The 11,655-nt window shown below is 46.4% G+C and carries 12 protein-coding genes and 2 tRNA genes; 13 read left to right on the forward strand and 1 reads right to left on the reverse strand.

Annotated features, from left to right (window positions below; genetic code table 11):
* The first annotated feature begins 2 nt into the window (after positions 1 to 2).
* From ICE89_RS00920 to ICE89_RS00980, 13 genes are all read left to right on the forward strand, one after another.
* Positions 3 to 2,036, forward strand: coding sequence for a bifunctional (p)ppGpp synthetase/guanosine-3',5'-bis(diphosphate) 3'-pyrophosphohydrolase (locus ICE89_RS00920; protein ID WP_216264321.1), 2,034 nt, complete (start codon positions 3 to 5; stop codon positions 2,034 to 2,036).
* Between the two features lie 18 nt (positions 2,037 to 2,054).
* Positions 2,055 to 2,131: transfer RNA gene (locus tag ICE89_RS00925), tRNA-Val, on the forward strand.
* 98 nt (positions 2,132 to 2,229) lie between these two features.
* Positions 2,230 to 4,152 carry a threonine--tRNA ligase gene (gene thrS / locus ICE89_RS00930; RefSeq protein ID WP_216264322.1) on the forward strand — a complete coding sequence of 641 codons (1,923 nt, stop codon included), beginning with the start codon at positions 2,230 to 2,232 and terminating at the stop codon, positions 4,150 to 4,152.
* 42 nt (positions 4,153 to 4,194) lie between these two features.
* Positions 4,195 to 4,719, forward strand: a complete 525-nt coding sequence (infC, locus tag ICE89_RS00935) for a translation initiation factor IF-3 (protein ID WP_174249837.1) — start codon at positions 4,195 to 4,197, stop codon at positions 4,717 to 4,719.
* A gap of 127 nt (positions 4,720 to 4,846) precedes the next feature.
* Positions 4,847 to 5,044 (forward strand): 50S ribosomal protein L35, encoded by a 198-nt coding sequence (gene rpmI, locus ICE89_RS00940; protein ID WP_046330084.1) that lies wholly within the window; start codon positions 4,847 to 4,849, stop codon positions 5,042 to 5,044.
* A 25-nt stretch (positions 5,045 to 5,069) separates the two neighbouring features.
* Positions 5,070 to 5,435, forward strand: a complete 366-nt coding sequence (gene rplT / locus ICE89_RS00945) for a 50S ribosomal protein L20 (RefSeq protein WP_011902675.1) — start codon at positions 5,070 to 5,072, stop codon at positions 5,433 to 5,435.
* Positions 5,436 to 5,460: 25 nt separating this feature from the next.
* Positions 5,461 to 6,507 (forward strand): phenylalanine--tRNA ligase subunit alpha, encoded by a 1,047-nt coding sequence (pheS, locus tag ICE89_RS00950; protein WP_216263069.1) that lies wholly within the window; start codon positions 5,461 to 5,463, stop codon positions 6,505 to 6,507.
* Positions 6,508 to 6,540: 33 nt separating this feature from the next.
* Complete coding sequence (gene pheT, locus ICE89_RS00955; RefSeq protein WP_216264323.1) at positions 6,541 to 8,997, forward strand: phenylalanine--tRNA ligase subunit beta; 2,457 nt, start codon at positions 6,541 to 6,543, stop codon at positions 8,995 to 8,997.
* A gap of 53 nt (positions 8,998 to 9,050) precedes the next feature.
* Positions 9,051 to 9,374, forward strand: coding sequence for an integration host factor subunit alpha (locus ICE89_RS00960; RefSeq protein ID WP_216264324.1), 324 nt, complete (start codon positions 9,051 to 9,053; stop codon positions 9,372 to 9,374).
* On the forward strand, positions 9,352 to 9,702 hold the full coding sequence (locus tag ICE89_RS00965; protein WP_215361724.1) for a MerR family transcriptional regulator: 351 nt from the start codon (positions 9,352 to 9,354) through the stop codon (positions 9,700 to 9,702). Before ICE89_RS00960 ends, ICE89_RS00965 begins: the two co-directional genes overlap by 23 nt.
* A gap of 25 nt (positions 9,703 to 9,727) precedes the next feature.
* Positions 9,728 to 9,804, forward strand: a tRNA-Pro gene (locus ICE89_RS00970).
* A 23-nt stretch (positions 9,805 to 9,827) separates the two neighbouring features.
* Positions 9,828 to 10,241 (forward strand): PaaI family thioesterase, encoded by a 414-nt coding sequence (locus ICE89_RS00975; RefSeq protein WP_216263071.1) that lies wholly within the window; start codon positions 9,828 to 9,830, stop codon positions 10,239 to 10,241.
* 183 nt (positions 10,242 to 10,424) lie between these two features.
* Positions 10,425 to 10,709 carry an H-NS family nucleoid-associated regulatory protein gene (locus tag ICE89_RS00980; RefSeq protein WP_215360063.1) on the forward strand — a complete coding sequence of 95 codons (285 nt, stop codon included), beginning with the start codon at positions 10,425 to 10,427 and terminating at the stop codon, positions 10,707 to 10,709.
* Between the two features lie 82 nt (positions 10,710 to 10,791).
* Here the strand turns inward: ICE89_RS00980 and ICE89_RS00985 are convergent, their stop codons facing one another.
* On the reverse strand, positions 10,792 to 11,490 hold the full coding sequence (locus tag ICE89_RS00985) for an excisionase family DNA-binding protein (RefSeq protein ID WP_216264325.1): 699 nt from the start codon (positions 11,488 to 11,490) through the stop codon (positions 10,792 to 10,794).
* Positions 11,491 to 11,655 lie beyond the last annotated feature (165 nt).

Raw genomic sequence — 11,655 nt, forward strand, 5'->3', positions numbered from 1 at the left:
CAATGGCAAATGCCCCCAGCAATTCATTAAAAGAGTCAGTATTTGTAGATGCCTGGTATGGTGAGCCGGCAGAATTGCACGCAGCCGGCGTATTGCAGGTATTGCAGTCTCTTAATCTGGATGAGGCGACATTAACTGCTGCCAGCAATATTGCCCGCACCCATGGCAAAGAAGCCCTCATCAAACTCATTGGCGAAGAGCCTGCGAAATTACTGATTGGTTACCGTGGCTTACGTCAAGCGCAAGCAAAGCTAGTTCGTAGTGATGGTGGTTTAAGTGTGACCGGCCAAGAAGAAATGTTGCGCAAAATGCTGTTGGCATTTGGCGATGATTTGCGTGTGGTTCTGATTTATCTCGCTTCCCGCTTGCAGACCTTGCGCTGGATCGCACAAGAGAAGATCGAGATGCCTGCAGCCTGGGCTCAAGAGATCTTGAGTATCGATGCCTCATTGGCTAATCGATTAGGTATTTGGCAAATGAAGTGGGAGATGGAGGACTTAGCATTTCGAGCGCTCTCACCGCAGACTTATCGTGATATTGCCAAGATGCTGGATGCTAAACGCATTGAGCGTCAATCTTTCATCGATCAAATCGTCTTGCAACTGCAGGGCGAATTAAAGGCTGCGCAGATCGAAGGCGAAGTGCTTGGAAGGCCAAAACATATATACAGCATCTGGAAAAAGATGGAAGGTAAATCATTAGACTTTGCCAATCTTTATGATGTCAGAGCATTTCGGGTATTGGTCGCCGATGTCAAATCTTGCTACGCTGTATTAGGCATCGTGCACAACGTCTGGCAGCCCGTACCAAGAGAGTTTGATGATTACATTGCGCGACCTAAGCCTAACGGTTATCAATCACTGCATACAGTAGTGATGAACGAAGACGGTACCGCATTTGAGATTCAGGTCCGCACACAAGAAATGCATCAGCAGGCAGAATATGGTTTAGCTGCGCATTGGCGCTACAAGGAGGGGGCATATGCAGGTATGGCCACCCCCCCAAATCCTGCCAAAAAAAACAAGCCAAGTGTTACTCACCCGCAAGGCACGCATAGCGCAGAGGTTGCCTATGAAAGGCAAATCGCTTGGGCTCGCCAGCTTATCTCTTGGAAAGAGGATGCCTGGGAGCAGCTTAAGCACCATGAGATTGACGACCATATTTATGTGCTTACACCTTTAGGGAAAGTGATTTCTTTGGAGAAGGGCTCAACGCCAATCGATTTTGCTTATGCGGTTCACACTAATCTTGGTCATCGTTGCCGGGGTGCACGTGTAGATGGCGCAATGGTGCCGCTCGAGACGGCATTGAAGAATGGACAAACCATTGAAATCATTGCTGTCAAACACGGTGGCCCATCACGCGATTGGATTAGCCCTGATAAGCACTATTTACGCTCACAAAGAGCACGCCAACGAGTTCGCGCTTGGTTTAATGCGCTCGATGATGAAGAGGCTGGGCAATCTGGAAAAGCTTTAGAGGGTAAAGCTGAGGCAATCCCTGAATTAAAGACCCCATCCACAACACCTGAAATCGTTTTGCGCAACAGCACCCATAAAGCAGGGCGAGGGGGCGATGTTTTGGTCGTTGGCGTGGATTCATTATTGACCCAGTTAGCGCGCTGCTGCCGACCCGTTCCACCAGACACCATTGCGGGATTTGTGACCCAGGGTAGAGGCGTTTCGATTCACCGTCGCTCCTGCAAAACCTTTAGAGGTTTGCTTGAGAGGGCGCCTGAGCGGGTCATTCAAACTGCTTGGACTGCTTCTGCTGCTGATCCTGTGGTCAATCAAGAGCAAAAACGCGTCTTTCCAGCTGATTTGGTGGTGACTGGCTTAGATCGCCCCGAGTTAATGCGGGAGCTCTTTGAAATTCTGACTAGGCAGGGTGTGCATGTGATCGATTTGCGTAAATCAGCCAAAAAAGGTCTTGCTCAGATCCTTTTAACGATTGAGGTGAAGGATTCTGAAGTGCTGCGAGTCGTGCAAAACAGCCTAGAAGAGGTCAAAGGGGTCACCCAAGTGCGCCGCCGGTGATAAACTCTATGGCTGTATAGGCTCGTAGCTCAGCTGGTTAGAGCACCACCTTGACATGGTGGGGGTCGTTGGTTCGAGTCCAATCGAGCCTACCAACGAATAGGACCCAAAGCGCGGTTGCCCAAAAGCTGCCGCGCTTTATTTTTAGGTCATTGAAGTAAAACGGAAGTACAGAAAAGAAGATGGAGTTGTCATGCTTGTAGTTACTCTGCCCGATGGATCAAAACGTGAGTTTGAGGCACCAGTTCGCGTAGCGGACGTTGCTCAAAGCATCGGTAGTAGTCTTGCAAAAGCTGCTTTAGGTGGCATTGTCGATGGCAAGATGGTTGACACCAGCTTTGTGATTGATAAAGATAGTCAATTAGCCATCATCACTGACAAAAGTCCTGAGGCGCTTGAGATTGTGCGTCACTCTACAGCGCACTTATTAGCTTACGCTGTAAAAGAATTATTTCCTGAAGCACAAGTAACTATCGGTCCAGTAATCGAGAATGGTTTTTACTATGACTTCTCTTATCACCGCCCATTTACTCCGGATGACTTAGTCGCTTTAGAAAAGAAAATGACTGAGCTTGCTAAAAAAGATGAGCCAGTGACTCGCACCGTAATGCCGCGCGATAACGCTGTCGAGTTTTTTAAGAAGCAAGGCGAAAACTACAAAGCAGAATTGATTGCCAGCATTCCGCAGGGCGAAGATGTTTCCTTATATGCTGAAGGTAAATTCACCGATTTATGCCGCGGCCCGCACGTGCCTTCTACCGGCAAGCTCAAGGTATTTAAGCTCATGAAGCTGGCCGGCGCTTACTGGCGTGGCGATAGTAAGAATGAGATGCTGCAGCGTATTTACGGCACCGCATGGTTACGTAAAGAAGATCAAGATGCTTACTTACATATGCTTGAAGAATCTGAGAAGCGTGATCACCGCCGCCTCGGTAAGCAACTTGATTTATTTCATTTTCAAGAAGAAGCGCCTGGTTTAATTTTCTGGCATCCAAAAGGTTGGTCCATTTGGCAAGAAGTTGAGCAATACATGCGTCGTGTGTATCAGCAAGAAGGCTATCAAGAAGTAAAAGCTCCGCAGATTTTGGACCGCGGTCTTTGGGAAAAATCAGGCCACTGGGAAAACTATAAAGAAAATATGTTCACGACGGAGTCGGAGAATCGTGCTTACGCATTAAAGCCGATGAACTGTCCTGGTCACGTACAAATTTATAACTCTGGCTTGCATAGCTATCGTGAGTTGCCATTACGTTTTGGTGAGTTTGGTCAATGTCACCGTAACGAACCATCAGGTGCATTGCATGGTTTGATGCGTGTGCGCGGCTTCACTCAAGACGATGGCCATATTTTCTGTGCTGAAGATCAAATTCAATCAGAGGTTGCTGCTTTTGATAAAGCAGTGCGCGCTGTGTATCAAGATTTTGGGTTTACCGAGGTGGCTGTAAAGCTAGCCTTACGTCCTGCTAAGCGTGTAGGCGATGATGCTATTTGGGATAAAGCAGAAGAGGCCCTCCGTGGTGCCCTCAAGGCTTCAGGCCAAGAATGGGAAGAATTGCCAGGTGAGGGTGCTTTTTATGGCCCTAAGATCGAATATCACCTTAAGGACTCGATTGGTCGTACTTGGCAATGTGGCACGATCCAGGTCGATTTCTCAATGCCAGCCCGTTTAGGTGCTGAATATGTTGCAGAAGACAATAGTCGCAAGACCCCAGTTATGCTCCATAGAGCAATTGTGGGCTCCTTAGAGCGTTTTATCGGTATTTTGATTGAAAACCATGCTGGAAACATGCCAGTTTGGCTTGCCCCAACCCAGGCTGTTGTCCTCAATATCTCTGGAAATTCTGCTGCATATGCACAACAAGTGCAGCAATTGCTGAAAAAACAAGGGTTTAGAGTCGAATCTGATTTGCGGAACGAGAAAATTACGTATAAAATACGTGAGCACGCATTACAGAAGACCCCATTTTTGCTAGTTGTAGGTGATAAAGAGTCTGAAAGCAATACGGTGGCCGTTCGTGCCCGTGGCGGAGTGGATTTAGGTGTAATGCCTCTTGATGCCTTCGTTGCCCGACTCCAGCAGGATATATCACAGAAAGTCGGACCCGAGCTTAGCTAGGGTTAGAACGGTTTTTATTGTTTTTTTAAAGGAATTAAGAAGATCGCTACTGAAAAATTGCAGCGCATTAACCGGGAAATTACTGCTCCTGAAGTGCGTTTGATTGGAATTGATGGAGAGCCCATCGGTGTAGTTAAGTTGAGTGAAGCCTTGGCTTTGGCAGAAGAGAAAGAGACCGATTTGGTTGAAATTGCTCCGACGGCTGTGCCACCTGTAGTCCGCATCATGGACTTCGGCAAATTCAAATACCAAGAAGCCAAGCGGATGCATGAAGCTAAGCTGAAGCAAAAAGTAATTCAGGTGAAGGAAGTGAAGTTCCGCCCTGGTACTGATGATGGTGACTACGGTGTGAAGCTACGCAATCTAATCCGCTTTTTGGAAGATGGCGATAAGACAAAGATTACTCTGCGGTTTCGGGGTCGTGAAATGGCCCACCAAGAAATCGGAGTCAGAATGTTGGAGCGTTTGAAGTTGGATCTCGTTGAATACGGCCAAGTCGAACAGTTTCCAAAGATGGAAGGCCGCCAGATGGTGATGGTATTGGCCCCTATCCGTAAGGCTAAGTAACTAGGTTCTACCTGGTTCTTATGTAGGGAGGTATCGAAAGATATCGGTAGTTTGAAGTGCTTCTGGGTACAGGAAGAGTAACCGTCGGTTACCACCTATGTTGCACAAGTAATTGAAGGGGTGCTTTATGCCCAAGATGAAGAGCAAGAGTAGCGCTAAAAAGCGCTTCACGGTTCGCGCAGGCGGAACGATTAAACGAGGACAGGCTTTCAAACGCCATATCCTCACCAAGAAGACCACAAAGAATAAGCGTCACTTACGTGGTACCACCGAAGTTGCGAAAGCTGACGTTAAGTCAATTCGCTCCATGCTTCCATACGCTTAACCTCAGACTAGATTAGGAGAAATAAATGCCAAGAGTCAAACGTGGGGTTACAGCAAGAGCCCGTCATAAGAAAATTACCGATGCCGCTACAGGTTACCGTGGCCGTCGTAAGAACGTATTCCGTATTGCTAAGCAAGCGGTTATGCGTGCTGGTCAATATGCCTATCGTGACCGTCGCAATAAGAAACGTGTATTCCGCGCATTGTGGATTGCCCGTATCAACGCGGCAGTTCGTCAGCATGACATGACCTATAGCGTATTCATGAATGGTATGAAGAAAGCTGCGATCGAACTCGACCGCAAAGTGCTTTCTGATATGGCCATTGCTGACAAAGCAGCTTTTGCTGCTTTGGTTACTCGGATCAAATCCGTAGTAAACGCTGCAGCTTAATCTTAGTTTTCTAAACTAAGCTGCAATGGTTTCTCTCGACCACATTGTCGAGGATGCTAAACGTGATTTCCTCGGAGCTGCCGATGCGGCAGCTCTAGAGGACGCGAAAGCCAAGTATCTCGGTAAGTCAGGTGTTCTCACTGAGCGTTTAAAAGCGCTTGGTGGAATGTCGCCTGATGAACGCAAGAGTGCTGGCGCCCAAATTAATCAAATCAAAACCCAAGTAGAAGCTGCATTACAAGAGCGTCGCCAAGCTTTGGCTGATGCCGTCTTGTTGCAACGTCTTGCAGCGGAGTCTATCGATGTTTCCTTGCCTGGCCGTGGCCAAGCAGTAGGTAGCTTGCATCCTGTGATGCGCACTTGGGAACGTGTTGAAGAGATCTTCCGCTCAATAGGTTTTGATGTAGCAGATGGCCCTGAGATTGAAACCGATTGGTTTAATTTCACCGCCTTAAATAGCCCTGAGAATCATCCTGCACGTTCAATGCAGGATACTTTTTATATCGATGGCAAAGACTCTAACGAGAAGCCGTTGCTATTACGTACGCATACCAGCCCCATTCAGGTTCGTTATGCGAGCGAACATGTTAAGAAATACGCTAACGCCGATGTCATGCCGCCAATCAAAGTAATTGCGCCAGGAAGAACATATCGTGTTGATAGCGACGCAACCCATTCACCCATGTTCCATCAAGTTGAAGGCTTGTGGATTGCTGAGAGTGTTTCATTTGCAGACCTCAAAGGCGTCTATACAGATTTCTTGAGAACCTTCTTTGAAACGAATGCATTGCAAGTTCGTTTCCGACCTTCATATTTCCCGTTTACAGAGCCTTCAGCTGAGATTGATATGGCCTTCGGTAGCGGCAAACTTGTCGGCCGTTGGTTAGAAATCTCCGGAGCAGGGCAGGTTCATCCTAATGTCTTACGCAATATGGGTATCGACCCAGAGCGCTATACCGGCTTCGCATTTGGATCTGGTCTAGAGCGCTTAACGATGCTGCGTTACGGTGTAGATGACTTGCGCCTCTTCTTTGAAAACGATCTGCGTTTTTTAGCGCAGTTCCCTGCATAACCAAACTATTTATTACTAAACTAAGATCGCGCTATGCAATTTTCTGAATCTTGGCTTCGTCAGTATGTAAACCCATCACTGGATAGTGATGCGCTTGGTCATGCAATGACAATGGCCGGTTTAGAAGTTGAAGAGCAACATTCAGTAGCCCCTGCATTTACTAAGATCGTGATTGCGCAAATCTTGTCTGCAGAGCAACATCCTGATGCAGACCGTTTACGTGTTTGTAAAGTAGACGCTGGTACTGGTCAAGAGTTACAAATTGTTTGTGGTGCGCCTAATGCGCGTGCTGGGATCAAGATTCCGTGCGCTATGGTTGGCGCTGAATTGCCCCCTGCTGAAGCCGGCGGCAAGCCATTCATGATCAAAGTGGGTAAGCTACGCGGTGTTGAAAGCCAAGGTATGTTGTGCTCTGGCCGTGAGCTTGGCTTGGGCGATGATCACGAAGGCATCCTAGAGTTACCTGTGGATGCGCCAGTTGGCAAAGATATTCGTGAATATCTGAATCTTGATGATCAAATCTTTGTTATTAAATTAACCCCGAATAAAGCAGATTGCCTCTCATTAATGGGTATGGCAAGAGAAGTTTCCGCCATTACTGGCGCTACGCTCTGCGCGCCGAAGTGGACACCACCAGCAGTATCGATTGACGATAAGCGCAAAGTTACCGTAGAAGATAAAGAACTCTGTGGACGTTTTGCTGGTCGCGTGATTCGTGGTGTTAATCCGCAGGCTAAAACACCCGAGTGGATTGTGCAGCTTTTATCCCGCGCAGGTCAAAGAAGTATTTCTGCATTAGTAGATCTCTCTAACTACGTCATGCTAGAGATGGGTCAACCTACCCACGTATTTGATATTGATAAATTGAATGGCGATATCACTGTTCGTTGGGCTAAAGCAGGCGAAACTCTTGAATTATTAAATGGTCAGACTGTGACTTTGCAGGGCCCCGACTCTGCGGGCAAGTTACAGGAAGCTGGCGTGGTTGCTGATCAGAATGGCCCGGTAGCGCTTGCCGGAATCATGGGCGGCAATCATTGCGCCGTATCTGATGACACCAAGAATATCTATGTTGAGGCTGCATATTGGTTGCCTTCAGCTATTCAGGGCCGTGCCCGCCGCTTTAACTTCAGCACAGATGCAGCGCATCGCTTTGAGCGCGGTGTAGATCCCCAAAATACAGTTAATTGTCTAGAGTATCTCAGTGCCTTAATTATTGAGGTCTGCGGTGGTCAAGCTGGCCCAGTGGATGATCAAGTATTGAACGTGCCAGACCGTAAGCCAGTCAAAATGCGTTTGGCTAGAGCAGAAAAAGTAATTGGTATTCCACTAACAAATGAAGTGGTTGCTGATGTATTTCAGCGTCTTGGTTTTGAGTTTAAGCAAGAGGGTGATGCCTTTGTTGTAATGCCCCCAAGCTATCGTTTCGATATTGAGATCGAAGAAGATTTGATCGAAGAAGTCGCACGTATGTACGGCTTTGAAAATATTCCGGATCAACCACCAGTAGCCTCATTGAAAATGAGTGCTAAAGCAGAAGCAAAACGCGGTGTTCATTTATTGCGCCAGCGTTTGGCTCTCCAAGGTTATCAAGAGGCAGTAAATTTTGGCTTCACAGATCTCGAAAGTGAAAAGCGTTTAACTAGCGCCACTGAAACAGAGATCATTGCGGTGTTAAATCCTATTGCCAGCCAATACGGTGTGATGCGCAGTACGCTATGGGGCGGTTTGTTAAATAACCTCAAGGCGAATTTGAACCGTGGAGCAGGGCGTGTACGCCTGTTTGAGACTGGCCGTGTATTTAAGCGTGACGTGAATGTTCAAGAAGAGGCTGGCAAGGTGGCTGGCTTTTATCAGCCCCAAAAAATTGGCGGCCTTGCTTATGGATCTTTTGTTCCTGAGCAATGGGCCAATGCAACCCGTGCGGTTGATTTCTTTGATGTGAAGGGTGATCTGGAGCGTGTTTTAGATCCCCTGCATTTTGTCACTGAAGCCGCACAGCACCCTGCATTACATCCGGGTCGCAGTGCAAAGATATTCTTGACTGCAGCCAAGAATCGTATTGAAGTAGGATTCATTGGAGAGCTTCATCCTGGTTTGCAACAAGCATATGAGTTGCCACAAGCGCCTGTTTTATTTGAATTAGACTTAGATCCTATTCGTGAGCTTGGCTTGCCGGTGCCTGAAGATTTGAGTAAATTTCCTGCAGTGCAACGTGATTTGGCCTTGGTTGTGAAGCAAAGCGTTTCTGCGCAGTCACTGTTAGATGTTATGGCTGCTAGCAAGCAAAATTTTGTGCGTAATATTGAACTCTTTGATGAGTTCAAGCCTAAGGCTGGATCAAGTAGTATGGCGGATGATGAGAAGAGCTTGGCTTTCCGAGTAACCCTCTTAAACCCTAATGAGACATTACAGGATCCCCAAATTGATGCAGCAATGGCTGCTTTATTGGGCGCAGTTGAAAAAAAGTGCGCAGCTCGTTTGCGCTAGGTTTAATATTAGGCATAAATCAAATAATTAATTAGTTACCAAAGAGACAAGTAATGACTGAATTGATTTCTAACGATACCGTTACCAAGAATGAGCTATCTGAAGCTCTTTTTGATCAAGTTGGACTAAATAAGCGCGAAGCAAAAGATATGATCGATGCTTTCTTTGATCATATTGGGCAGTCCCTTGAAGCGGGCGTAGAAGTGAAAATTTCCGGTTTCGGTAATTTTCAGTTGCGCAATAAATCGGCTCGCCCTGGCCGAAATCCAAAGACAGGTCAAATGATTCCGATTGCAGCTAGACGCGTAGTTACATTTCACGCAAGTCAAAAGCTTAAAGATGTAGTGGAGTCACATGCTCGAGAAAACCGAGTTTGATGCTAGCTCAGCGCTGCTGAGCTCTCAACTTCCCCCGATACCAGCAAAGCGCTATTTCACCATTGGTGAAGTAGCTGATCTTTGTGGTGTGCGCTCACACGTATTGCGTTATTGGGAGCAGGAGTTTACTCAACTCAGCCCACAAAAGCGCCGCGGTAACCGTCGTTACTACCAGCACCATGAAGTGGTCTTGATCAGAAAGATTCGCTCACTCCTCTATGAAGAAGGCTTTACGATTAGCGGTGCTCGCAATCGCCTTGAAGAGGCTCGTGGCGATCTCCGTCTGCGTGAAGAATTGCAAGCTGTCCTGCAGATTCTCTCTAAATAGTTACTGATACAATTTTGCTTTTCGTCGGGGCGTAGCGCAGCCTGGTAGCGTACATGCATGGGGTGCATGTGGTCGGAGGTTCAAATCCTCTCGCCCCGACCATTCAAACTAATCCCACCATCTCCATGACAAGCGAAACAAAACCCGTTGAATACTTTGGTCTCAAGATTCCTTTTTTGGCGCATTTGGGCGTAGTTCCTGAGTATGCGAAAGAGGGTAAGTCCCGAATTAGCCTTGACCTTAAGCCTGAGTATGAGAATAGCTTTGGTATTGCCCATGGCGGTGTCATCATGACACTACTGGATTTTGCAATGGGGGCAGCAGCTAGGAGCATTTCCGAGGCTCCCTTGGGGGCAATGACGATTGATATGTCGGTCAGCTTCCTGCGTCCCAGCACCGGCAAAATCGTGGTGGAGGGCACCATTCTCAAACCAGGAAAGACGATTAACTACTGCGAAGCAATTGTGTTGAATGAGGCAGGGGAGATAACTGCAAAATCCAGCGGTACATTTATGCTCAGAGAATCAAAAACAGTTTAATTAAATATAATATTTATAAAGATTATGTCTTTTATTAACCTGAGCTGATATAGCCCTAATAAATATTGTTAATTATTCCGAATAATATATATTGCCTGATAGATTAATGTATATATAATAAACATCTAATAAGGCTTATATAAGCCCTATAAAACAAACTATTATTCGGAGAGTGAAAAGAATATGTCTTCTTATAAAGAGCTTTTAGCCCAACGCGAGCAGTTGGATAAACAGATTAAAGAAGCAATTGCTCATGAAAAGGCTGATGGCATTGCCAAGGCCAAAGTCATTATTGAGCAATATGGCTTAACTGCATCCGATCTATTTAGCCGTAAAGCCGGTGTAAAGAGTGCTGGCGGTAAGGTGGCTCCTAAATATCGCAATCCATCTACAGGCGAAACTTGGACTGGAAGAGGTAAGGCGCCAAAGTGGATTGAAGGCAGAGATCGTAGTAGCTATTTGATCTAAGTGCTTGTTTTGCTTAAGTTTTGTACCAAAGGCCGCTTATAGCGGCCTTTTCATTTGTTCCTTTCTTGATCTGAATTACCCTCTAAGCACACTTCCTAGCCAAAGCTTCTACAAATAGGGGTTCTAGTAACTCATGCCGACTGCCATGAGGCCAGTTTCCATCAGTCTCTGGATTAGTTGCAGGGTAGCCAATAATGAGTGGGTTGAGGTCAATTAAACCGTTTTCAAGCTCCTGTTTGATGCTTTCGCTCAAGGGATGCTTACTGCCCGAGTTCTCGTCTGCCAGCGCAACTACGCCAGGGTGTAGCTTGATAAAGCCTTCATCTACTAGTATAGGTATGCGCTGAGTGTCCTTGTTTTTGCTCAAATAATGGATTAAATGGACTTGCTCTACAGGTGGAATAAGAGCATCTAAAAAGATCAAATCGGGGGCAATGGAAACTGCCTTCATTAAGCCCTCTAGGCTATCTACCGCCATTTCCATGTCTACCTTGAGCTGCCAATCGGCAATAGACTCTAATAATTCTTGGCCATTCTCGGATCTTCTAAATATCCCCATAGCTACACAGTTTTGAGTGGTCTTTTGACGCATAGCCCTTTTTCTGCGTTGTAATTGCTGTTCTAAGGAGCTTGCCAATATACGTCTGTGCCCGCCACGGGTTTTCCAAGCAATAAGTTCGCCTAATTCCACCATTTTCTGAACGGTGCCTAGGGAAACCTGTAAAACCTTGGCGCTTTGGCGAGTACTGAGATATTCCGTTTCTGGGGTAATTAATTTCATATTTCCCTTAATTTCATTTAATTGTTTGAAGATTTAGAGAATAAAAATCAAATTCATTTGAATCTGTCGGCAAACCTTTAAAGCGGAGTAGGAAAGTTCTTATTAATTCTCTTTGATAGGGAGATACCCCCAAATTCTTTGAAATCAGGGAAAGCCCTTTAAGTA

The organism is Polynucleobacter sp. AP-Kaivos-20-H2 (assembly GCF_018882215.1).
In the GTDB taxonomy this organism is placed as follows: Bacteria; Pseudomonadota; Gammaproteobacteria; order Burkholderiales; family Burkholderiaceae; genus Polynucleobacter.

Bases quoted from the DNA above. Each gene is read 5' to 3' on its own strand.
- ICE89_RS00920 (WP_216264321.1), top strand. From the start codon at position 3: ATGGCAAATGCCCCCAGCAATTCATTAAAAGAGTCAGTATTTGTAGAT.
- thrS (WP_216264322.1), top strand. From the start codon at position 2,230: ATGCTTGTAGTTACTCTGCCCGATGGATCAAAACGTGAGTTTGAGGCA.
- rpmI (WP_046330084.1), top strand. From the start codon at position 4,847: ATGCCCAAGATGAAGAGCAAGAGTAGCGCTAAAAAGCGCTTCACGGTT.
- rplT (WP_011902675.1), top strand. From the start codon at position 5,070: ATGCCAAGAGTCAAACGTGGGGTTACAGCAAGAGCCCGTCATAAGAAA.
- pheS (WP_216263069.1), top strand. From the start codon at position 5,461: ATGGTTTCTCTCGACCACATTGTCGAGGATGCTAAACGTGATTTCCTC.
- pheT (WP_216264323.1), top strand. From the start codon at position 6,541: ATGCAATTTTCTGAATCTTGGCTTCGTCAGTATGTAAACCCATCACTG.
- ICE89_RS00960 (WP_216264324.1), top strand. From the start codon at position 9,051: ATGACTGAATTGATTTCTAACGATACCGTTACCAAGAATGAGCTATCT.
- ICE89_RS00965 (WP_215361724.1), top strand. From the start codon at position 9,352: ATGCTCGAGAAAACCGAGTTTGATGCTAGCTCAGCGCTGCTGAGCTCT.
- ICE89_RS00975 (WP_216263071.1), top strand. From the start codon at position 9,828: ATGACAAGCGAAACAAAACCCGTTGAATACTTTGGTCTCAAGATTCCT.
- ICE89_RS00980 (WP_215360063.1), top strand. From the start codon at position 10,425: ATGTCTTCTTATAAAGAGCTTTTAGCCCAACGCGAGCAGTTGGATAAA.
- ICE89_RS00985 (WP_216264325.1), bottom strand. From the start codon at position 11,490: ATGAAATTAATTACCCCAGAAACGGAATATCTCAGTACTCGCCAAAGC.